This is a genomic window from Psychromonas arctica (genome assembly GCF_036697365.1).
GTDB classification, from domain to species: Bacteria; Pseudomonadota; Gammaproteobacteria; order Enterobacterales; family Psychromonadaceae; genus Psychromonas; species Psychromonas arctica_A.
This window is the reverse complement of the sequence record NZ_JBAHZA010000017.1, coordinates 13,213-35,864: the sequence shown is the minus strand read 5'-3', so window position 1 is coordinate 35,864 and position 22,652 is coordinate 13,213. Positions and strand designations below refer to the sequence as shown.

General features: G+C 37.5%; 20 protein-coding genes. 10 read left to right on the top strand and 10 right to left on the bottom strand.

The window, feature by feature from the left end; translation table 11 throughout:
- Positions 1 to 20 precede the first annotated feature (20 nt).
- From V5290_RS15295 to leuA, 7 genes are all read right to left on the bottom strand, one after another.
- On the bottom strand, positions 21 to 596 hold the full coding sequence (locus V5290_RS15295; protein ID WP_333387685.1) for a DUF6162 family protein: 576 nt from the start codon (positions 594 to 596) through the stop codon (positions 21 to 23).
- Complete coding sequence (locus tag V5290_RS15290) at positions 593 to 898, bottom strand: hypothetical protein (RefSeq protein ID WP_333387682.1); 306 nt, start codon at positions 896 to 898, stop codon at positions 593 to 595. Before V5290_RS15290 ends, V5290_RS15295 begins: the two co-directional genes overlap by 4 nt.
- A gap of 20 nt (positions 899 to 918) precedes the next feature.
- Positions 919 to 1,752: a DUF4198 domain-containing protein gene (locus tag V5290_RS15285; protein WP_333387678.1), complete on the bottom strand. Its 834-nt coding sequence runs from the start codon at positions 1,750 to 1,752 to the stop codon at positions 919 to 921.
- Between the two features lie 38 nt (positions 1,753 to 1,790).
- Positions 1,791 to 2,309: a DUF2271 domain-containing protein gene (locus tag V5290_RS15280; RefSeq protein WP_333387675.1), complete on the bottom strand. Its 519-nt coding sequence runs from the start codon at positions 2,307 to 2,309 to the stop codon at positions 1,791 to 1,793.
- Between the two features lie 14 nt (positions 2,310 to 2,323).
- A complete protein-coding gene (locus tag V5290_RS15275) occupies positions 2,324 to 2,959 on the bottom strand; it encodes a PepSY-associated TM helix domain-containing protein (RefSeq protein WP_333387672.1) in 636 nt (211 codons plus the stop codon).
- Positions 2,960 to 3,303: 344 nt separating this feature from the next.
- The gene (locus V5290_RS15270; RefSeq protein WP_333387670.1) at positions 3,304 to 3,996 is read right to left on the bottom strand and encodes a response regulator transcription factor; all 693 of its coding nucleotides are present in this window, start codon (positions 3,994 to 3,996) and stop codon (positions 3,304 to 3,306) included.
- Positions 3,997 to 4,158: 162 nt separating this feature from the next.
- Positions 4,159 to 5,895 carry a 2-isopropylmalate synthase gene (gene leuA, locus V5290_RS15265; protein WP_333387667.1) on the bottom strand — a complete coding sequence of 579 codons (1,737 nt, stop codon included), beginning with the start codon at positions 5,893 to 5,895 and terminating at the stop codon, positions 4,159 to 4,161.
- Between the two features lie 289 nt (positions 5,896 to 6,184).
- Here leuA and V5290_RS15260 point away from each other — a divergent pair, with 289 nt between their 5' ends.
- Both V5290_RS15260 and V5290_RS15255 read left to right on the top strand, forming a co-directional pair.
- The gene (locus V5290_RS15260) at positions 6,185 to 6,652 is read left to right on the top strand and encodes an Lrp/AsnC family transcriptional regulator (protein ID WP_333387778.1); all 468 of its coding nucleotides are present in this window, start codon (positions 6,185 to 6,187) and stop codon (positions 6,650 to 6,652) included.
- A 53-nt stretch (positions 6,653 to 6,705) separates the two neighbouring features.
- Complete coding sequence (locus tag V5290_RS15255) at positions 6,706 to 7,374, top strand: alpha/beta hydrolase (protein ID WP_333387664.1); 669 nt, start codon at positions 6,706 to 6,708, stop codon at positions 7,372 to 7,374.
- A 64-nt stretch (positions 7,375 to 7,438) separates the two neighbouring features.
- Here V5290_RS15255 and V5290_RS15250 read toward each other — a convergent pair whose 3' ends face one another.
- Positions 7,439 to 8,305 (bottom strand): LysR family transcriptional regulator, encoded by an 867-nt coding sequence (locus V5290_RS15250; RefSeq protein WP_333387660.1) that lies wholly within the window; start codon positions 8,303 to 8,305, stop codon positions 7,439 to 7,441.
- Between the two features lie 107 nt (positions 8,306 to 8,412).
- Here V5290_RS15250 and V5290_RS15245 point away from each other — a divergent pair, with 107 nt between their 5' ends.
- The 7 genes from V5290_RS15245 (at position 8,413) to V5290_RS15215 (ending at position 19,359) form a co-directional block, all read left to right on the top strand.
- Positions 8,413 to 9,546, top strand: a complete 1,134-nt coding sequence (locus V5290_RS15245) for an S-(hydroxymethyl)glutathione dehydrogenase/class III alcohol dehydrogenase (protein WP_333387657.1) — start codon at positions 8,413 to 8,415, stop codon at positions 9,544 to 9,546.
- A 63-nt stretch (positions 9,547 to 9,609) separates the two neighbouring features.
- Positions 9,610 to 10,464: an S-formylglutathione hydrolase gene (fghA, locus tag V5290_RS15240; protein ID WP_333387654.1), complete on the top strand. Its 855-nt coding sequence runs from the start codon at positions 9,610 to 9,612 to the stop codon at positions 10,462 to 10,464.
- 261 nt (positions 10,465 to 10,725) lie between these two features.
- A complete protein-coding gene (locus V5290_RS15235) occupies positions 10,726 to 12,405 on the top strand; it encodes a HAMP domain-containing methyl-accepting chemotaxis protein (protein WP_333387652.1) in 1,680 nt (559 codons plus the stop codon).
- A gap of 331 nt (positions 12,406 to 12,736) precedes the next feature.
- Positions 12,737 to 13,720, top strand: a complete 984-nt coding sequence (locus tag V5290_RS15230) for a hypothetical protein (protein ID WP_333387649.1) — start codon at positions 12,737 to 12,739, stop codon at positions 13,718 to 13,720.
- Between the two features lie 435 nt (positions 13,721 to 14,155).
- Entirely contained in the window at positions 14,156 to 16,045 is a 1,890-nt protein-coding gene (locus V5290_RS15225; RefSeq protein WP_333387646.1) for an acyltransferase family protein, read from the top strand.
- 353 nt (positions 16,046 to 16,398) lie between these two features.
- Positions 16,399 to 18,627, top strand: coding sequence for a TonB-dependent receptor (locus V5290_RS15220; RefSeq protein WP_333387643.1), 2,229 nt, complete (start codon positions 16,399 to 16,401; stop codon positions 18,625 to 18,627).
- Positions 18,628 to 18,687: 60 nt separating this feature from the next.
- Positions 18,688 to 19,359 (top strand): Fe2+-dependent dioxygenase, encoded by a 672-nt coding sequence (locus V5290_RS15215; protein ID WP_333387639.1) that lies wholly within the window; start codon positions 18,688 to 18,690, stop codon positions 19,357 to 19,359.
- A gap of 466 nt (positions 19,360 to 19,825) precedes the next feature.
- Here the strand turns inward: V5290_RS15215 and V5290_RS15210 are convergent, their stop codons facing one another.
- Entirely contained in the window at positions 19,826 to 21,037 is a 1,212-nt protein-coding gene (locus V5290_RS15210; protein ID WP_333387636.1) for an NAD(P)/FAD-dependent oxidoreductase, read from the bottom strand.
- 109 nt (positions 21,038 to 21,146) lie between these two features.
- Between V5290_RS15210 and V5290_RS15205 the strand changes: the two genes are divergently transcribed.
- A complete protein-coding gene (locus tag V5290_RS15205) occupies positions 21,147 to 21,743 on the top strand; it encodes a histidine phosphatase family protein (RefSeq protein WP_333387633.1) in 597 nt (198 codons plus the stop codon).
- Between the two features lie 71 nt (positions 21,744 to 21,814).
- On the opposite strand, the gene fkpA is transcribed toward V5290_RS15205, so the two are convergent.
- The gene (gene fkpA / locus V5290_RS15200; RefSeq protein WP_333387630.1) at positions 21,815 to 22,591 is read right to left on the bottom strand and encodes an FKBP-type peptidyl-prolyl cis-trans isomerase; all 777 of its coding nucleotides are present in this window, start codon (positions 22,589 to 22,591) and stop codon (positions 21,815 to 21,817) included.
- Between the last annotated feature and the right edge of the window lie 61 nt (positions 22,592 to 22,652).

Here is a 22,652-nt window from a genome sequence, read left to right as displayed (position 1 = left end):
GTCTGTGTAAAAATAATCAATTAATGATGGTGTGCTGTCTTCTCAACGTCATCACTAAAAATAACTTGTATCCAACCGGCATTAATAAACTGCTCTGCCGATAGTGGTGTTAAATTGCCTTCTGTTGACGTTAATTCTGGCAATAAAGCAGCTTGCTGTTTTTGATCTAACCAAATATCTACTGTCTGACCTTGGCTATTTAGCAAATAACGGACTCCACCTTCAATTGGCTCACTTTGATACACACCGGGTGCAACTAGTAACCATTGATGCTGACCTCGATGGTCCCAACTTTTATCTTTAACAAAAGGAGCTAACCAACCTTCCTCTAGTCGCACTACTTCAGGCCATGTTTGGTCCGTTTCATAGAGATATCGAATTTCTTCATGGGCCAATCGAAGATCAGCAATCATGGCTAATGGTGAAGGTGTTAGATCTGCGATAAATACTTGATGTTTAGTCAATGTATGATGTTCATCATGTGCACTATTAAAGGGTAATAGTACGGCACCTAATACGAGTATAAGGGCACATAAAAAGGCTATCCAATAGCCTTCATGTCCCCTATTTTCACTAACAACGGATTGCGTGATCATTTTTCGTTAATCTCTACACCATCTACTTCAACTGGGTATTCATGCCCAGAATCAAAGACGATATAAAACTCATCAGCACTACGTTTAAAAGTGGCAATAGAGCGCTTATCGGTTTTAACTTTAGCAATTAAGTTGTCGTCATAATCATACATATTAACGGCATAATCAGTTGCTTTACTGCCGTCACTATAACCCGCTTGGCATTCGATAATATCGCCCTTTGACCAACACTCCATCAAAGGATAATGAGCTAACGCTGCGCTACTTGCGAATAGCAAGCCAGCCCCGGCTATACTATTCACGATGCGCTTAACCAATAGCACTAAGGTAATACCGCTTCAAAAGTTAGGTGTACAGCAACATTCATGTTGTCTGCTAATGGGTTATTCGCAATTGGCGCTTTATGCGATGCTTTTAGTAAGTAACGACCTGCAACTTCAGGTGTAAACTCAATGAAACCTTGTTCATCACTTACCACATCAATTTGCTCTTGTTGATTACGGTATAACGTACCGTCGCGTGTGATTTCAGCTTTTACGCCAGCTTGTGCTTTACCATTGAAGAACAACTGAAAACGTACAGGTTCTGTTGCTACGATATCAGCAGGGTTCGTTTCTGGTTGTAACTCTAAGTATTTACCTTCTAATGGGAAAGGCTTATCACTAGGTTTACCTACTGTAATGTATGTTTCAGCACGTGTGTAATTTAGCGTGCTAACAACATCGCGAGCGCCTTCTGGTAATAACGCATCTCGCTCTACTTTGCTTGCACGTAATCTTTTACGCGTATCGCGTTTACCCGCTTTATATTGAGTTACATAACTTGGGAAGTTATTAATTTGTACGCGGTGTGTACCTTCTTCAGTGAAATGAAAATCAAATACAGAGCGGCGCTTACCACGTAAAATTGCATCAGGACGTTCTTGACGACCATCTGGCATAACAATACGTGCATTTTCTGCACCAGCTGGTTTATCTAATACAAAAGTGCCATGTGATGCAGTTACGTCAAAGGTTAACCAGTCACCACCTTCTTTAGAAATACTAAAATGAGATGGCAATATCCAACGAGGATGTGCATTTGCTACAGTTGAGAAGGCAAGACCAGCCACCATAGAGCAAAGAACAGTAACTATACTTATTTTTTTAGATAACATGTGATTCTCTCTTTTCATTATTAATAGTAAAGGTAAATTTATTGAATATGGTAATGCAGGTTAATCAGGCCAGTTTCTTCAGTAGGCTGTAACGTCAGCTTAAAATCTTGTTCCGCGAATTGTATTTTTTGGCGCAAATAGTTACGTCCACCATGTTCACGTACCACTTCTACATAGAAGGTATAGTTTCCTTGCTCAACACGTTTACCTTGTTGATCTAATCCATCCCATGAAAAACGATACTGCCCGACAGGTCGAGTCGCAGACGTTACCGCATCGACTACTGCGCGATCATTACGGCCTACTTTACGCCACCAGCTTCTTAAATCTTTTAACCACTCATCTTCACCAACCCATAATTGAATAGTACGCACTGGTTGGCGTTTCTCATCTTCTATCCAAATAGCGACATAAGGACGAGCATAAATACTTGCTTCTACAGCAGGAATAGTAAATTCAATATCCATTACAGCTTGCTCAGGAAGCGGCTTAGCACTTACCCAGTTAGGAAAAATCAGTAAGGTACTCAACACATAAAACACAGCTTTAAACTTCATTTTTTAAACTCTCATTAAGGAACAGCAAATAGATAAATTAACAGGGTGACAACAGATCCAAAGGTCATCCATTTCAGCCCTAAACTAAAACTTTTCTTTTTCGGCACTAACAAGCACACACCCGTTAAAGCAAAAAACACCATTAAAAAACCACTAATATCAATAAACCACGCCCAAACCTCGCCACTATTACGACCTTTATGAAGATCATTTAATACCGCGACCACACCATAATGCGTTGACTCTATTTCAGCTTCTTTGGTAACAAGATCGATAAAGACAGTGCGATTAAAACCAGGTCCTTTGTAATCTAAAGAAATCTCTCCTTCGAGTATTTTTCCTTGCTCAATATCACTGAATGTCTGCATTGAAGAAGGTTTGCCAGAAAGGTCTGCTTGGTTGTTAAGATAATTAAGTAAACCTATTTTATTTACCGTCAAACGTGAGTTTTCTATGCTAAAAAAATGCGCTGGTACAGTTAATTTTTGTAGTGTTATCTTTGGAACATCACTGGTGTATAAATGTGGGCGGTTTAAAGTAATACCGCTAATAGCAAAGAACAAAACAACAAGTAATAAAGCCATCGAAACATAAATATGTAAACGTCGAGCCCATAGTTGTACTTGTTTATTTTTTAATGAGAGAGCCATGAAAAAAGATCTTTATTAAGAAGCTTGCTTATAAGGAATGCAAATGTAATTCATTATCATTTAATTAATAATTAAATTTACATTCTTTACATTTGAATACTGAAGATAAAAATAAAGACCAGAGATATATTGAAAAATGTAGACTGAATGAAAAGAAAAATTGGTATATAACCACATTAACTTCAAAGAATAGTTTTATCCTAACTAAATGGAATGACTTACTTGTAGAAAGCAATGCTTAAAGACTTCCTAATAAGTAGAAGAAAGTATTTAAAAGATAGTTAATTAAATAACAATATAGTTAAGGAATGATCTGAAGATTAAATGATAAGACTCAAATGTCATTACAGAAAGAACAATAATAAAGGGGCTATTTTAGTTAACCTTTCACTGAAGCTATAGCCTTTACCGTGCACTGTTTTTATATGTAACTTAGACAAGCCAGCATTAGACATTTTGCGGCGGATATTACTGATATGCACATCTAGATTACGGTCAAACATAGAAAGATCTTTCTTTAACACCTCTTTCTGCAAGGTAGCTTTAGAAATAATGTCTCCCTCTTTGCTTGTTAAATATTGCACTAGTTGCTCTTCAGTATCAGTAAAAGGTAAGCGTGATATTTTAAAAGAGAATTGTTGGCTGCAATGGGAAAAATTAGCGCGTTTTTTTTCTAAAGCAACACGACGAAGTAGTACATCTGAGTGTACTAATAAAGCATTGCTCGAAAATGGTTTCATCAAATATTGATCTGCCCCTGCCCTAAGCTGTTCAAGTAATGCCTCTTGCTTATCTGGCTCACTTAAAAGCAAAATAGGAGCAGCAAAATCTTCATAGATCTTAGCGATCAGCGCTAAAATTATTTCCGAGCTTGTGCAATCATTAATAATAACGAGGTCTGCGCCTTGCTGCTCTAGGAGGTTAAGTACACTGTCACTATTACTTAAGCAAGTCACTTGATGTGAAGCTTTGATCAGTATTTTAGTGATTAATGATCGACTTTCTAGATCAGTGTCGACCACTACTATATTAGACATAACAACCCTTATAAATGATAATGAGTCTTATTCTACTTCTTGACTAATGTTTTATCAATATATGATTGTGGGTACCTTGGAAGGAAAAGGTCTTTTATGTTTAATTGATCAAAAGAAAAAACTTCGTAGAAAGAGGGATCTACGAAGTTTCCTTATTCATTTTTAAGCAGAGATAGCAGCAGTTTTCGCTACTGATACATCACTACGACTTAACGCGTTTAATAATGCTTGCATTGAAGCTGTAACAATATCATCACAGTGAGAAGCTGCGCAGTAACGTTGACCTTGAATACTAATTTGAACGTAAGCCATTGCCACAGCTTGTTCATTTTCTGATCCTACCTTACTTGGTAAAGCATGTTCATTGTAATCAAGTAATACAATGTCATGACCAATCGCTGAACTTAAGCCCTTAACAAATGCATCTAGCACGCCTTTGCCTTTACCAGACAATTCAATGTGTTGACCTTGTGCTTGTACCTTTGCTTCTAAAGTATCAACACTGCCTTCTCGGCTTAATTGATAACTATCAATAGTTACCGCATGAACAGGGTTTAAATAGGTGTTGGAAAATATCTCGTGAATTGCAGTTGGCCCTACTTCTGCTTCACTTTTTTCAGCAAAGGCTTGAATGTGAGGACTAAAATCAACCTGCATCCAGCGTGGCATTTGAATACCGTAATCTTGCTCAAGCACATATGCTACGCCACCTTTTCCTGATTGGCTATTAATGCGAATCACTTGTTGATAGCTGCGTCCTAAATCACGAGGGTCAATTGGCAAGTAAGCGACTTCCCAATGTGCATTTGGATCATCTTTGCGTTTTTCTGCATCGATACTCATACATTTATTAATCGCATCTTGGTGGCTACCAGAGAATGCAGCAAATACTAGTTCGCCCGCATAAGCATGACGTGGATGAACAGCTAACTGAGTACAACGTTCAACCGTAGAAATAATACGGTCCATATCTGATAAAGTTAATTCTGGATCAATACCTTGGCTATAGATATTCATGGCCATAGTCACAATATCCATATTACCGGTACGCTCACCATTACCTAATAAAGTACCTTCAATACGGTCAGCACCAGCTAACACACCTAATTCCGCAGCAGCGACACCACAACCTCGGTCGTTGTGTGTGTGTAAGCTAATTCTTACAGAATCACGATGACTAATATTATCGTTGATCCATTCAATTTGGTCTGCATAAACATTTGGCGTCGACACTTCAACTGTCGCAGGTAAGTTAATGATAACTTTATTATCTGGCGTTGGTTGCCATACATTGATCACTGCGTCACAAACTTCTAGTGCGTAATCCATCTCAGTTCCAGTAAAGCTTTCTGGAGAGTATTGGAATGACCACTGAGTCTCAGACTGCTGCTCAGCCATCTCTTTAACCCACTCAGCACCTTGAATCGCAATACCTTTAATCTCATCACGAGATTTTTTGAAAACTTGTTCACGTTGAACAGTAGATGTTGAATTATATAAATGTACAATCGCTTTTTTAGCCCCTTTTAAGGCTTCAAAACTACGTGCAATAAGTGGCTCTCTAGCTTGTGTTAACACTTGGATAGTGACGTCATCTGGAATATGATTTTCTTCAATTAATTGACGCACAAAATCAAAGTCAGGTGCTGATGCAGCTGGGAAACCAACTTCAATTTCTTTGAAACCGACATCCACTAATAATTTAAACATTTCTAGTTTTTGAGTTGGGCTCATTGGCTCAATCAATGCTTGGTTGCCATCTCGTAAATCAACACTACACCAATCAGGTGCATGCTCAATTACCAGGTTAGGCCAACGGCGATCAGTCTTTTGAATAGGTGCAAAGGCACGGTATTTTTTATGATTGAAACTAGATGCTTGATTATTATTGGCTGACATAAGACATTCCCTAAAAACGATTCTTTAATGGTTACTATTTGCTAGGTATCATACTAAGAAATTAAAGATAAAGATAAAAGAATTAGCGAGTTGGCTCATCATGGTAAGAATGTTGCCCCCCATTTCCGGTTAGAAACTTCGCTCGCTATCCATGATGTAAACTATAGCGAACTTTTTAGAGTGAGTGATTGCAAAGTGTCCATTAAAAAGTAAAAATATTGCAACAAATCACTACTAATATTAAATATAGTAGTGATTAACAACATTTTAAGGAATTAGCATGCAATCAATCGTAAAATTAGATCGAATAGATAAACAAATATTGCAGCTCATGCAAGGTAATGCACGCATTAGTAATTTAGAATTGGCAGAGAGTATTGGCTTGTCACCAACTCCTTGTTCGCGACGTGTAAAACGTTTAGAAGAGTCAGGCATCATTGATAAGCATGTTACCTTACTAAAAAGTGCTGCTTTGGGTTTAAATTTAACAGCCATGATCGGTATTAGCATGGACAGGCACACCCCAGAACGCTTTGAAAACTTTGAAACTTCAGTAACCGCCCTACCGGAAGTATTGGAGTGTTTAATTGTTACCGGACAATCTGCTGACTTTTTATTAAAAGTGGTAGTACGAGATATGCAACATTATGAACAGTTTCTTTTAGGTCATATCACTAAATTAGAGGGTGTAACAGGTGTCCATTCTAGTTTCGTATTACGTGAAGTATTAAAAAAGACTGCATTACCGTTAGATTAGCGTAACCTCATTATACAAATTATTTTATTACATTATTTATAAGGAACAACAATATGTCTGCCACTTTAGAGAAGATCATTGTCAACCCTTCATCACAAGCAACGTCATGCGTTATTTGGTTACACGGTTTAGGAGATTCAGGTGCAGGCTTCTCACCTATTGTGCCAGCATTAAAATTACCAGACGACCACACTATTCGCTTTGTTTTTCCACATGCTCCAGAGCAAGCTGTCACCATTAATCAAGGTGCAGTAATGCGCTCTTGGTATGATATTAAAAGTATGGATTTACATAACCGAGCCGATATCACCGGCGTGACAGAGTCAGAACAGCGCTTGCATGCTTTAATTCAAGAGCAGATTGATAGTGGCATTAGCGCAGATAAAATTGTACTAGCAGGATTCAGCCAAGGTGGGGTGATCAGTCTATTTTCAGGGTTACGTTACCCACAAAAGTTAGCAGGCGTGCTGGCGATGTCTTGTTATCTACCAAGTCCTGATCATTTACCTACCGAATTATCAGCTGCCAATCAACAAACACCGATTATGCAGCACCATGGAGAACAAGATGAAGTTGTTCCAATCAGTGCTGGGAAAATGGCAAATACACTATTGGTTGATGCAGGTTATCAAGCGCAATGGCAATCTTATATGATGCCACACTCAGTGGTAGCAGAGCAGTTGGCTGATATTGCTGAATGGATACAAAAAGTCCTGAAATAAAACTTTAGCCCCGATATTAACTTTATTATTAAGTAAAAAAATATCGGGGATCAAATTTTGATACCTATTTTAAGTGCGTAGACAGATGATCAATCAGTAACCTTATCTTTGGAGATAAATAACGATTTTGCGGATAAACGGCCCAAATCCCTTCCGATGGCTCTCTGAATTGATCTAAGATCGTTACCAACTGTCCAGACTCAATATAGGATTGCACATAGTAATCCGGTAATTGCACGATACCAATATCTTTTAATGCTGCATCAACAAGAGCGAGTCCACTGTTACAGCGCAAATTACCTTTTACTCTAATATTTTTTTCTTTTCCTTGCTCGATAAAGCGCCAGTAATCACGAGTGCCTAACAAACAATTGTGCTGTTTCAACTCTGACAATGAATGTGCTTCACCGTGTTTTTGTAAATAAGCTTTAGATGCACACACAAAATTAGAACGTTGACTTAATTTTTTTGCGATTAAGCTGGAATCTTGCAACTGCCCCAACCTAATTGCCACATCAAAACCACCATCAATTAAATCAACGCGGTTATTGGTCAACTCGGTAGTGACCTCAATCTCATTATGCAAAGCAACAAAATCATTCACTAGCGGTAATATTTTTTGCTCTCCGTAAGTTACCGGAACTGTTAGCTTAATTTTCCCCTGAGGATTACTTTGCAAGTTTGTTATTGCCTGCTCTGCATTATTAAGCCCATCCAACAGATTACGACAATGTTGATAAAATAATTGCGCCTCTTCAGTGAGTGATACTCTGCGCGTAGTTCGATAAAAAAGTTTGACCTGTAGGCGTTTTTCTAATGCGCTAACTTGTCGGCTTACCTGTGCTGTTGATATATTGAGCTGTTTAGCCGCGAGAGAGAAGCTGTTACTTTCCGCAACGGCAACAAACTCGTTAATTCCTTGCCATGACATTGTTACCACCTAGTAAAAGTAATTTTCATTTTAGATAGATTATCATTATTGTAGAAACAAATATAATAGAGATATAAAAATGCCATACACACATAATTGGAGTAGATATGACGGATAAATTTATTAAATCAAAAGCAGCTATCGCATGGGGCCCAAATCAACCATTAGTCGTTGAAGAAGTTGATGTAATGTTACCAAGAAAAGGCGAAGTGCTGGTTAAGGTTATCGCTTCAGGAGTTTGTCATACCGATGCATTTACATTATCAGGTGAAGATCCAGAAGGCCTATTCCCAGTTATTTTAGGCCATGAAGGTGGTGGTATCGTTGAACAGGTTGGTGAAGGGGTTACTAGCGTCAGTGTTGGTGACCATGTTATTCCTTTGTATACAGCTGAATGCGGTGTTTGTAAATTCTGTACATCAGGCAAAACTAACTTATGTAGTGCGGTACGTGAAACTCAAGGTCGTGGTGTTATGCCGGACGGAACAAGCCGTTTCTATAAAGACGGTCAACCTATCTTCCATTACATGGGTTGTTCTACATTCTCTGAGTACACGGTATTACCAGAAATTTCATTAGCTAAAGTAAACAAAGAAGCACCGCTTGAAGAAGTTTGTTTATTAGGTTGTGGTGTAACAACCGGTATGGGTGCTGTGCTAAATACGGCAAAAGTAGAAAAAGGCGATAACGTTGCGATCTTTGGTTTAGGTGGTATTGGTCTATCTGCAATCATCGGCGCAAAAATGGCTGGTGCAAATAAAATCATTGGTATTGATATTAATGAAAGCAAATTTGAACTGGCTAAGCAATTAGGTGCAACAGATTGCATTAACCCTAAAAACTTCGACAAACCAATTCAAGATGTAATTGTTGAAATGACTGATGGTGGTGTCGAGTACTCTTTCGAATGTATTGGCAATGTTGATGTCATGCGCAGTGCATTAGAGTGTTGTCATAAAGGCTGGGGAGAATCTGTCATTGTTGGTGTAGCAGGTGCGGGCCAAGAAATCTCAACACGTCCATTTCAATTAGTGACTGGTCGTGTATGGCGCGGAACAGCATTTGGTGGTGTTAAAGGGCGTTCACAATTACCTGCGATCGTTGAGCAATACCTAGCAGGCGAGTTCAAACTAAGTGACTTTATCACCCACACTATGCCACTAGAAGAAATTAATAAATCGTTCGATTTAATGCATAGCGGTGAAAGTATCCGTAGTGTTATTCACTTCGATCACAAATAAATATCTTATTTATGGCTAAGCACTTATTAGCGCTTAGCCTCCTCATTTTAAAAGGGCTATACAATGATCCTTGAAAATATCAGCAGCAATAAACTCTTTGAAGGATGGCACAAGCAATATACTCACCCTTCTTCTGTATTAAATTGCGAAATGCGTTTTGCCATTTATTTACCTCCTCAAGCAAATAGCGACAACCCAGTACCCGTTATGTACTGGTTATCAGGCCTAACCTGTAGCGATGAAAACTTTATGCAGAAAGCCGGCGCACAGAGATTAGCCGCTGAGTTAGGTATTGCAATTGTTGCACCCGATACTAGCCCACGTGGCGAACAAGTCGCAGATGATGACAAACAGGCTTATGACCTTGGTTTAGGTGCGGGGTTTTACGTTAATGCAACACAAGCACCTTGGAATAAGCATTACCAAATGTACGATTACATCGTGCATGAGTTACCCAACTTAATTGAAGCAAACTTCCCAGTTAACAAGCAACGAGTGATCAGCGGCCACTCAATGGGCGGCCATGGTGCATTAACTATTGGTTTACGTAACCCAAGTTTATACACCTCAATCAGTGCATTTAGTCCTATTTGCAATCCAATAAATTGCCCTTGGGGACAAAAAGCATTTACTGCTTATTTAGGTGACGATCATGAAGCTTGGAAGGCTTATGATAGTTGTGAGCTACTCGCACCATTAAGTGAACATCAACCTATTTTAATTGACCAAGGCAGCCAGGATTCATTTCTACAAACGCAATTAAAACCCGAAAATCTATCGGCACTTGTAACCAATAAAACCAACTATTTTCAACTTAATATGCGCGAAGGTTATGACCATAGTTATTATTTTATTAGCAGCTTTATCGAGTCGCATATGCGCTTTCATGCGCTGAACTTAGGGTTATTAAAGAAATAAATTTAGATAAATAGTTAAGTTATTTTATTTCCAGTCGATAAAGCAAAGGTAGGTGTTTTCCTTTGCTTTCTTACCTGCCAGGCTCAAAAAACTAAAAGCTAATACCTCACAAACTATTGATACGTTTAAAATCACATATCATGCTTAATCTACATAAATAAAGCTGATATTTTAAACAACTTTAACTACCACTTTTTAAATAGTGGTGGTAGATTCTAAGTATCGTATTTCACAATGATGTTTATTCTATAAGGATGTAGTTTGAATTTATTTAGAAACTTAACGCTATCATTTAAGATATCAGGCTTAGTACTTCTTCTGTTATGTGCCCTTCTGTTTATCTCCATTAATCTGGTCAACAACAGCAGAGAAGTTGTTAAAAATATCACCCTAGACTCTGAAATATTACAGTTTTATTCCCTCACTAATAACCAATGGAAAGAGATCACCAAAGCTTACCAAAACTCGGAAGAGATGGGCATGAAGTTTTCAGCTCGAGCTATTGAAAAAACAGAATTAGAAACTTCCACTGATACTGTAAAAACATTACTCACCAGCTATCGTAATAATTTATTGGCCGTTAGCCCTACACTTCAGCAACAATGGGATGAGCAGCTTTCATTACCTCAAGATAGAGGATTGGGTGCTGTTCGTGATCAATTAGTGGCGCAGATTAAAGCATTAGATAGTGCTTTATCAGATTTAACTAATGTATGGTTAACTCAAGCGACCTTTGTTGCACGTAAAAAAGCAGAGAAAGCTGCACGCTTAGCTGTTCCTCCGATTTTAGAAACAATTGAACAGCTTAATACCATGCACGATAAGCTAGTGAATATCCGTGCAAAAACCATCATTGAAAAAGAAAACAAAATTATGATTCAATCGATGGTGCTGGCTGTGAGTATCTTTTTTATTGTTATCGTCATTTCCTTTTTAATTATTAGAAAATTAAAAACCGATCTACATAGCATTGTTTCTGCTACCTCTTCTCTGGCCAAAGGAGACCTGAGTAAAAGTATTGATGTAGGTGTCCACCAAGATGAAATCAGTGAAATCAAGCGTTCAGTTTCTTCAATGACCAATAATTTGAAGGGTATTTTTCAGTCCGTTATTGTTATGGCAAATAATTTAAATGACTCAACCAATGGTTTACTAAAAGATAACCAACAAAGAATCGAAGATGCAGAATTTCAACGTACTCGAATGGCCACCCTATCCAACTCAGTAGATGAACTCTACGACGTTTCAACACAGCTTGCAGAGCATGCAGATAATGCCGTAGCTAAATCAGATAACGCTATCGAGTCAGCACAAAAAGGCAAAGAAATAGTAAATGACACGATTAACTCTATTGAAGATTTAGCCAGTGAGATTGAAAATTCGGTAACCGCTATTCAGCAATTAGATATTGAAGCAGATAATATAACCAATATTCTAGAAGTAATAAAAAGCATTGCTGACCAGACTAACCTGCTAGCATTAAATGCAGCGATTGAAGCAGCACGAGCAGGAGAGCAAGGTCGCGGCTTTGCCGTGGTAGCCGATGAAGTGAGAAACTTAGCACAACGAACGCAAGATTCTACCGGTGAAATTCAACTCACATTAGAAACCCTAAAACGCAGCACTCTAAGTGCAGTCTCTGTGATCAATAATAGCCATAACAAATCATTGCAGAGTGTCGAGCATGTTTCAAACACAGGACATGTGATTGACGAAATTAACATTTCTGTAGAACAGATTAAGGATATTTCTAAGGAGACCTCGACTGCTTCTATGATCCAAACCACTACGCTTGATGAAATACGCACTAATGTAAAAGAGGTGAATCAGGTCACTGAAGAAAATAATAATCGAGCTCAAGTATCAATGGCATCAGCTTCTTCACTATCAGAGCTAAGTGAAGAATTACTCAGCTCCGTTAGTTACTTCAAACTAAAATAAACGTCACCATTATCACATATTAACGATAGGTAACTTTATGCTTATCTATCGTTAATATGTCCATTGTTTAAGCCATATTTAAAGTCATAATTATGGTAGCAAACACATGATAGTTATCACTTATATGATGCTTACAACGCTCAACATACCTTTACTATTTGTAAATATTGTCATTTTCAAAATATAAGCTTGAGACTAATCACTCTATAGTGAAATTATTTTTCTATTTTATAGGTCTTTATCTACACTTTTTATAAATGCAGTGAACTTTCACGAATTGCATGGCGTATATGTTTTCAAATGTAATAATATTCTTTATAAGGTTTCTCAAATGGTGAAAGAAGTTGCACTGCGTTTAGGTGAAAAGGTGATGCCTAAGGCACCGAAAGTATTATTGAGTAATGGCAATTATTGTATTCCTCAACACTATTTGACATACGAACACACACTAGCCAGTGTTGAAGCGTTAATTTGTGACATTGAATACGACCCGAGATACGTCGTATTTGCCGCACAAGAAGCCAATGGTTTATATATTCAAGTTGGCGTTATTGGACACGATAATTACCACAAGAAATCATCTCCTAAAAAAAATGAAGAGAAATTATTATTCGGTAGAAAGTGGCGTGTAGAGCCTGAATTACCAACGTCAGAAGTTATTCAAAGTGTTTTTTTAGCAATCAAAAAATCACGGGAGCATGAAGTAAGAGAGCTATTTAAACTGACGCTTAATAACAGCACCACCACGCCATTCAACACACACATAGATTTACCTTTAATGGCTGAGTTTTACAACAAAGATGAGTTAGTTGGAGAACAGCATTTAGCCACTAATACAGAGCAAGAAGTGAATAATACGCTGACTAAAATTAACTACGATAACAGCACATTAATATTAAGTGATGTACAACAACGACCAAATGGCTTGTGGTTAGTGGACATCGAGGTGCATCAAAGTGAGCGTAGTACATTACCTGAAATGACCGATGCGACACTGTATTTAATGGTTGAGGATCTTTCCTTAAACACGTTAACTAGAGCACTGATACAGGAATTTGTTAGATTGAGTGACTTACATGTGGATAAACATTTTAATTATCGAGGCTTTCACCGCTTTGATCCAAGTATCGACATTGCAGATATCGCTGATTTATCGCAACAAACTCGTAAACATGAATTAGCCGCGCATTTTGCTAGTGAGTTTTCTAAAACTAACCAGAAAGTAGATTTAATGCGAATTCCTCCTGTACAAGCCGGCGCTTTAGCCCAAAAACATAAACAGGTTATAGAACAATATTTACAGCCTAGTGAGTAATGCTTCTCCGACTAATAAACTAATGTGAGTATCGAGCTAGGCAACGATATTCACATCTATTGACGATATTTTCATCTGGTTCACTCTCTGACTTAAATACTTCGCACTTTCAACCTGTTCAACGTAACGACCAACCAGGTAATGTTTGGTATTACTTATCGATGCTTGGTACGTCGAACGCCTCTTTCTCTATTTGGTTTAATTTACCCCTTACTTCTGACATAAAGCATCCCGATAGTATGCTAGTAACCCAAATAAAATATGTCCTAATAATAGTTTCATTATTTTAAAGACCCTTCATTCAAATAAAATTTATTTATATAGAACTATATTTATGATCATAGCTTTATTTTAACCATTAAATGTCAATTATTGGTATTGTTTACTACACTGTTTATATATTAATTAATCAGATTCATTTATTGGACGCTTCGCTTGAAATTTAGAAAAGATATCAATGGCTTAAGAGCAATTGCTGTCATCGCAGTTGTGTTATTCCACTTTAACAATACACTTATTCCTGGCGGATTCGCTGGGGTTGATGTGTTTTTTGTTATTTCAGGGTATTTGATGACGGCGATAATATTCAAAGGAGTTGAAGAACAAAACTTTTCTATTTTAAAATTTTACATGGCTCGGGCAAATAGGATTATTCCCGCATTAGCCTTATTATGTTCAGTGTTAACCGTATTTGGTTGGTTTTATCTCACCCCCTATGATTACAGTGTATTGGGGGAACATATCCGTAGCAGTATTACCTTTGTTTCCAACATTGTTTATTGGAAAGAATCTGGTTACTTCGATACCGCATCTCATTATAAATGGCTGCTACATACCTGGTCATTATCTTCTGAATGGCAATTTTATCTTATTTACCCTGTGCTCATTGTCTTGATGCGTAAGTTCATGGAAGTGAAAACAATCAAGCAAACTATATTGTGTTTTCTGGTTATCAGTTTTATCGCTTCCATTATCCTTACTTACCATTCTCCACATTCATCATATTTTTTATTACCCGCTAGAATTTGGGAAATGTTAGTAGGAGGAGTCGCATTTCTTTATCCTATTTCCTTGAAGCTGCGTTATAAAAAGCGCTGTGAATGTATCGGATTTGCTTTGATTATCGGGTCTTACTTTTTAATTACTAAAGATAATTATTGGCCAGGATACCTTGCTTTATTTCCTGTCATTGGCACCTACTTAATTATCCAAGCAAAAAGAAAAAATAGCTTATTAACAGGCAATTGGCTATTTCAAAAGCTAGGCCTATATTCTTATTCAATTTACTTATGGCACTGGCCATTAGTCGTGGCAATCTACTACTTCTCTTTACCTAGCTTTTATATTTATATCGCTATCCCCCTCTCAGTACTATTGGGATTTTTAAGTTATCGATATATTGAAAGAATAAATTTTAACAACAATTTAAGTACTATTTTTGGCGTGATAAAGAGTAAACCCATGGTCATGGTAGTCTCTGTGACCTTGATTACATCAGTAATATGTTTACAAGATGGCTTTATTAATTATGCACCTGCAAAATACCAATACTTAATACATAATGCACAAGCTAGCCAATTAAGGGAAAAGTGCCACCTCCGTACATATCAAGCCCCTAGTAGCTCCTGCCAATATTTCATTGAAAACAATATTACTTGGGCAACGTTAGGCGATAGCCATTCAACTGAAATAGCCTATACATTAGCTAAAAAAATACACCTTAAAGACCAAGGTTTAAAACATTTTAGTTATTCTGGTTGCAAAATATCCTACAAAATGCCAAAAGATTTTAGCCGATGTGCGCAGTGGTACAATGAAGCAATTACTTACATATTAAATGATAAAAAAATTCAAAATGTTGTCATTAACCATAGGTTCACCAAAGGGTTGTTTGGTGGTGATGCGGCGCATTACCCTAATAAACCCAACGCATTGATGACCACCAAAGCGAGTCAAATGGTGCAATCTTTTGATGAATTGGTGCAGTTATTGGCAGCGAACAAAAAAAATGTTTATCTGTTTTATCCTATTCCTGAGTTACCAAAGGATATTAAAGAGCTAATAGGCATTAAATTCAGAAACGGTAACATGCCAGATAATATTATTGGCACAAGCAGAGAGTGGTATCAAGCAAGAAATCAATACATGATCGAGCACTTCGATAACGCCAGTTACCCAAGTAACGTACATTTATTAAAACCACAAAATACTTTTTGTGACAATTTACATTGCTATGCTGTTAAAGATGGGGAGCCACTCTATTTTGATGATGATCACCCATCTATTATTGGGGCAACAAAACTAATTGAATCGATCTCAATATAATAAATAACTCATCATATTGAAAAATAATATGGCATTGTATTGCCACCTGCTATCGCCATGTCATAAATCATTTAACCTTGCCTATAAAAATAATCTAGGTTTTATTATCTTCTTTAAACTCCGTTTACCGTCTTGTTTGTATTTATCCATTAGATTTAAATGGTTCTACTATTGATTGTTTTATCGTAGTAATACTCGGCAATAACATAATCTGCTTCACCTCAAATGTAAAAAATGTAAATTCCGCCTCCAACCAATAGTAATAATTATCATTTAGTTTAAAGTCCGCGCAAGTATATTGGATATACATAAATGGATTAACAAAATAATTAGCTAAAAGGAAACTCTGGAGCATGTCTAGCAAGTCTTTCACCACCTCAAAATCACTTTCTCATTTAGCAGTAGGTTCAGCGCTTATTACAGCTTTATCTCCAACTTCATTTGCAGCTGAAGCTGACACTGAAGAGGGAGTATCGAGCCTTGAAACAATCACTGTAACTGCTGAATCAGAAAAGCAAAGTATCAATAATACTGTCGACTCAACAGCAACAAAAATGAACTTAACTTTAAAAGAAACAGGTCGTTCTGTTGTGCAAATCTCAGAACAAGAAATAGATGACCTTGCAGCTGAAGATACAAGGGATTTAGCTGATTACGTGGCAAGTTTCCACACAGAAAGCTCTGCGGCTCGTCGTATTATTGTTCGTGGTATTCAAACGAACATTGATAACTTTATGGTTAATGGTTTACGTTCATTACAAGGTGGAGAAACAGGTACAGGCTCTAAGTTCCCAAGTACTTACAATATTGAATCAACGACCTTCCTTAATGGTTCTGATGCCATTTTATATGGAACAGGCGTTGGTGGTGGTATGGTTAATGTCACAACTAAAAAACCACAAAAAAAATCACAAACTACAGTCGGTTTAAAAAACCGTTCTTTCGCTTCTAGCGATACAGGGTATTTTGAACGAAACCAAACATCAGTAAATATTGACTCTACGGGTGAATTAGTCGGCGAAAATGTACTTTATCGTCTTAATGCAGAGTTAACACCAGATGCAGATGGATATCAAAAAATACGTTCACATGATGAACAGTTAATCGATGCTTCATTAACTTTTCTTGTTGGTGAAAATACACGTATCACACCGCGTTTTGAATATACCAACTTAGATAGAGTTGGTGGCAGCTCTTGGACTGATAGTGTGTTCACCACTAACTTTGCTAATGGTACTCTGGGTAATACGACAAATAGTTACGGTAGTGTTATTAATCGTGGTAGCTATTACGGTAGCCCACTTGATGATGCGAATACTGAAACAATGACTGCTGAGTTAACTGTTGAGCATCAACTTCAAAACTGGAAGCTAACTGCCAAAGGTGCCCTATCAAAAACAGAATCAGAATCTTCAGATTTATACATCAGTAGTAGCTCTGGTTTAGGTAACAGTATCGGCGATACAACTTTTGAGCGTAAATGGGTATATGCAAAGGGTAAAGATAAATATGCATTAATGGACGTCAATGCAGAAGGTAAATTTGATCTTGGTAGTTTTGAGCATCATATGCTATTTGGTGCTAACTTCCGTCATAAAGAAACAAATTTCTTCCGTAATTTCCAAGACAATGCTGAAGCTGTAGGCCTGTATACTATTGATCTATACGATCCTGATAGCCAATTATACTCAGCAATGCCAGATTCTTTAAGAGATGGAACTTACTCAACAGCAACAGATAAAGAGATCAATTTATACCTTAAAGATCGTATAACATTGAACGATTTTACCTTAGCACTAGGAGTAGGTTACACCAAGTATAAAGGTGAAGAGGTAAGCTCAAGCGACGACTCTTTCGATCAAAATCTATCTAACTTTATTTATGACTTAGGTGTTGTTTATAAACTGAATGAAGATCTAAATTTATTTGCTTCATATAGCCAAGCTTATGAGCCTATTGATACATCAACTTTAATTCAATATGGTCAAGATGGTGTTTCTTATGAACCAGAAGAAAGTGATAACTATGAAGCAGGTGTGAAAGGTACCTTCTTTGATAAAAAATTAGATGCAAGTGTCACACTGTTCTACATCAACACCAAAAACCCAACAACGACTGAAACAATTGGTGATGATCGAGTGTTAACACAAGAACTGGGAGAAGCATTCCGTTCAACAGGTGTTGAAGTTGATGCAGTCTTCCACCTAAATGACCAAATCTCAAGTCGTATTAGCTATGCTTATACTGATGCAGAAGATACGTCTGGTGATGATGCAGGCGTTCAAGCAGATTACACACCTCACCATGCGTTCTCTGTGTGGAACAGCTATACATTACAAAATGAACCATTGCGTTTTGGTTTAGGTATGCGTGCTGAAGGCTCTCGTAATGACGGTGATTACAATATCCCAGGTTACGCAGAGTTTGATTTTGGTGCTTACTATGAACTAGAGAAGTTTGATGTATCATTAGTTGTTCGTAACTTATTTGATAAAAATCGAGTAGTAACAACACCGAACTGGGTATCAGTGGAAGCAAGTGATCCACGTTCTATTAACTTAGACTTTAAATACCGTTTATAATCGTGACAAAGGGTGAGTACATAATGTACTCACCCACATTAACAGGCTAAATATTAATTAATGATCACCATACTTGAAAACGTCTTAAAGGCAGAAGACCTTAGTGCAATCCATCAAATGTTAAAACAAGGCCAGTTTTATGAAGGTTCCGAGACTGCTGGATGGGCTGCAAAATCAGTAAAAACCAATCATCAATGGCAAGCCGAACCTGAATTAGAAGGAAAAGTAACTGATATCCTCACTACTCACCTTGTTACACACCCTCAATTTTCAACAAGTACTTATGCTAAAAAATTAGCGCCTTTCTTAATTAGTCAAAGTCAACATTCTGGTGGTTATGGCAATCATGTAGATGATGCATTAATGGGAACAGACTCAATACTAAGGTCGGATCTATCATGCACATTATTCCTTAGTGAACCTAATGATTATGAAGGCGGAGAATTAGTTTTTTCATTTGGTGCAGAACAATTGAGTTACAAGCTACCTGCTGGGCATGCGATTATTTATCCTTCGACCTCTTTACATCAAGTAACGCCTGTTACTAAAGGTGTACGACATGTCGGAGTGACTTGGTTAGAAAGCTATATTCGTCATTCAGAACAACGAGAAGTACTTAAAGACTTAGATAGTGCAAGACGAGATATTATGAGAGATCAGGGTAAGAGTAGTGCTTTTGATAAAATCAGTAAATCACATGCCAACCTCTTACGTTTATGGGCTGAAACCTAAGATAGGCTAATAAGCCACAAGTAAGCGATTAAAACTGTTGTGGCTGAGTAATATTGGCCACATATTTATAGGTTTCTAACTCGCAATGGGGGCGAAATAGACTTAAAAGCAATATCTGTTTTAGTGGTTAAGTAACTTTTTTGATTGGAATGAAGTGATTATTCTAATTATTCGCCGATTCTAATCATTTTTATACTTACGATAAATTTGGAACGGCATTGTTAATAATCTAACCGCTCCATTTATACGGAAATTGAACCGCCAAATAACTCTCTTTTATAGAATAATTGGAAATTGTGACTTTATAAATCATTGCTTTAATGAGTTTTTTAAAAAATGCAGACCGCTATCATGGTTCAGTCGTCTACCTGGATTAAGTTAGTTTGTATCCTCTAAGACCTTAAGATAGGGCCATTTAATAAGAAGCCTTAAATAATTTATCTAAATTTATATTACATTGCTACAATTAAACTGCTTGCCCTGCGGCCCAACCGCAGCTCCAACACCAAGCAAAGTTAAAGCCTCCTAACCAACCTGTCACGTCCATTGCTTCACCGACAAAATACAACCCTTTAACTGATTTACACTCCATGGTTTTAGAAGAGATAACATCAGTATCAACGCCACCTAAAGTCACCTCGGCAGTACGGTAACCTTCTGTCCCGTTGATTAACGGTTGCCATTGATGGAATAACTCAACTACTTGTAATAACTGTTTTTCAGTGAATTGTTTTAAAGGGCGGCTTTCAATTTCCGCAATACTTAATAAACATTCCACCACGCGTTTAGGTAAATGTTGTGATAGTAGTGTTTTTAACGCTAATTCAGGACGATCTTGCTGCGTTTGAGTGAGTAGTAAATTTAAATCTTCACTCGGTAACAGGTCAATTGAAATAGTGTCTCCAGCTTGCCAATAATTAGATATTTGTAAAATAACTGGACCGCTTAATCCTCTGTGTGTAAATAATAGCGCTTCACTGAAACTCATTGGGCGATCTTTTTTAGTCACATTTTTTTTAATCGCAGTTGCTGTTGCGGGTAAACTAATACCTGATAATTCAGTTAGCTTCTCTTTTTGAGTCGGTTGTAAAGTGAAAGGAACCAAACCTGCACGGGTTGGCTTAACTGGTAAGTTATACTTTTCAGCCAATTGATAAGCGAAAGGTGTAGCGCCTAACTTAGGTAATGACAGCCCACCTGTTGCAACTACTAATGATTGGCATTCAAAATCACCTTGCGAGGTTTGTACGCTGAAATGATCATCTGCTAGTTGTTGATGTGTTATTACTTCACATTGCGTTTTAATAGTCACACCCGCTGCTTGAGCTTCATCGAGGAGCATTTTTACTATCTGTTTAGCACTATCATCACAAAAAAGTTGCCCATGATCGCGCTCATGCCATGCAATCTTATGTTTATCCACCAGCGCGATAAAATCCCATTGCGTATAACGACTCAGTGCTGATTTTACAAAATGCGGATTACTACAAAGGAAGTTACTTGGTTCAACGTATAAATTAGTAAAATTACAACGCCCACCACCACTCATAATGATCTTTTGACCAATACGTTTAGCATGCTCGATAACCAGTACTTTTCGTCCTCGTTTACCTGCCTCAATGGCACACATTAAACCAGATGCACCAGCACCAATTACCACTACGTCAAAACCAATCACATCAATCACCTAACACTTGTTCATTATCGTCTAAAATTTATCGCACAAGGATACACTATTTGCCATTTTATGGTGCTAATATTAGTGCTCTTTTATACTAAGGAATGCTATGACTAATGTGTATTTAATTCGCCACGGCGAAACCTTATTCAATCAACAAGGATGCTTTCAAGGACACTCAGATAGCCCACTAACAGAAAAAGGACAACAACAAGCTTTACAACTAGTCGAATATTTCAAAGCCATTCCGTTACAGCAACTCTATTGCAGTGATTTAGGTCGAGCTCAAGCTTCTGCAACGCCATTAGCAACTGCACAACAGCTGAGTTTACAAACTAGTGAAAAATTACGAGAGATTAGCTATGACTATTTAGATGGGCAGCCTAAATTACAGTTAACACTACAAGATACACAAAAGTTACAACGCTTGTTTTCTGGGGAATTAGGTTACCGTATTGGCGAGGGTGAAACGTTGCAGGAAGTACAGGCGCGAGTTGCCAATAAGCTAAATGAAATTACATTATCGCATCCTGAACAATCGGTAGCAGTGATGACACACGGATTATCTATTGTGATGCTGTTAAAGCAAATTTTACATATTCCTGTGGATGCACCACGACACTTTAATATTCACAACGCGAGTGTCTGTCACCTTACTTATCAAGAAGGGCAATGGATGCTACAAAGTATCCAACGTAACGATTAATTGTTAAAAAACTAGGTATAAAAAAGACCACTAAAAAGTGGCCTTGATAAGTTAGTTATGCTTTTACAGAATTATTTAGTTGTTTTCTTTTCTGTATCTGCCGCTTTCTTTTCGATATCTAGTAACTCAACTTCAAAAATCAGCGTTGCGTTAGCTGGAATAGAGCCAGCGCCTTGTTCGCCGTATGCTAAATCAGCAGGAATAACAAACTTGTATTTCTCACCAACACTCATTAATTGAACACCTTCAGTCCAACCAGGGATAACACGGTTTAGTGGGAATTTAGCTGGTTCGCCACGAGCAACAGAACTATCGAACTCTGTACCGTCAGTTAATGTACCAACATAATGAACAGTTACTGTATCTTCAGCAGCAGGTTTTGGACCTTCAGCTTCAGTAATGACAGAGTATTGTAAACCAGAGTCAGTAACAGTTACGCCTTCTGCTTTTGCATTCTCTTCTAAAAATGCTTTTGATTCAGCAGTTGCCTTTTCTGTTAACTCAAGTTGTTTTTTCTCTGCAGCCGCTTTAACTTCTGTATCGTATACTTTTAGCGTTTCGATCATCTCTTCATCAGTTAATTTAGAGTTACCACGTAATGTATCAGTGATACCTTGTAGGATAACTTCTTTATCTAATGTCATGCCGAATTCAGCTTGTTTTTCTAATGTAGTCGAAACGTAACGAGAAAAAGAAGCACCAATTGCGTAGGCTGCTTTTTCGTTAGCATCTTTAAAATTCACAGCAGTTGTTTCTTGAGCCGGGGCAGCTGATTCTTGTTCTTGGTTACAACCAACGGTCAATGCAACTGTAGCTGCTAGTAAAGAAACTTTAAAAATGTTTTTCATTGTTACTCCAAATATTAAATTAAAACAGATAGCTTTTGATTTCACTTCAAAAATTGTAAAG

Excerpts from the sequence above, each read along its gene's own strand:
- V5290_RS15230 (WP_333387649.1), top strand. The coding sequence starts at position 12,737 with ATGGTGAAAGAAGTTGCACTGCGTTTAGGTGAAAAGGTGATGCCTAAG.
- V5290_RS15295 (WP_333387685.1), bottom strand. The coding sequence starts at position 596 with ATGATCACGCAATCCGTTGTTAGTGAAAATAGGGGACATGAAGGCTAT.
- leuA (WP_333387667.1), bottom strand. The coding sequence starts at position 5,895 with ATGTCAGCCAATAATAATCAAGCATCTAGTTTCAATCATAAAAAATAC.
- V5290_RS15205 (WP_333387633.1), top strand. The coding sequence starts at position 21,147 with ATGACTAATGTGTATTTAATTCGCCACGGCGAAACCTTATTCAATCAA.
- fghA (WP_333387654.1), top strand. The coding sequence starts at position 9,610 with ATGATCCTTGAAAATATCAGCAGCAATAAACTCTTTGAAGGATGGCAC.
- V5290_RS15220 (WP_333387643.1), top strand. The coding sequence starts at position 16,399 with ATGTCTAGCAAGTCTTTCACCACCTCAAAATCACTTTCTCATTTAGCA.
- V5290_RS15245 (WP_333387657.1), top strand. The coding sequence starts at position 8,413 with ATGACGGATAAATTTATTAAATCAAAAGCAGCTATCGCATGGGGCCCA.
- V5290_RS15280 (WP_333387675.1), bottom strand. The coding sequence starts at position 2,309 with ATGAAGTTTAAAGCTGTGTTTTATGTGTTGAGTACCTTACTGATTTTT.
- fkpA (WP_333387630.1), bottom strand. The coding sequence starts at position 22,591 with ATGAAAAACATTTTTAAAGTTTCTTTACTAGCAGCTACAGTTGCATTG.
- V5290_RS15270 (WP_333387670.1), bottom strand. The coding sequence starts at position 3,996 with ATGTCTAATATAGTAGTGGTCGACACTGATCTAGAAAGTCGATCATTA.
- V5290_RS15250 (WP_333387660.1), bottom strand. The coding sequence starts at position 8,305 with ATGTCATGGCAAGGAATTAACGAGTTTGTTGCCGTTGCGGAAAGTAAC.
- V5290_RS15215 (WP_333387639.1), top strand. The coding sequence starts at position 18,688 with ATGATCACCATACTTGAAAACGTCTTAAAGGCAGAAGACCTTAGTGCA.
- V5290_RS15255 (WP_333387664.1), top strand. The coding sequence starts at position 6,706 with ATGTCTGCCACTTTAGAGAAGATCATTGTCAACCCTTCATCACAAGCA.
- V5290_RS15275 (WP_333387672.1), bottom strand. The coding sequence starts at position 2,959 with ATGGCTCTCTCATTAAAAAATAAACAAGTACAACTATGGGCTCGACGT.
- V5290_RS15285 (WP_333387678.1), bottom strand. The coding sequence starts at position 1,752 with ATGTTATCTAAAAAAATAAGTATAGTTACTGTTCTTTGCTCTATGGTG.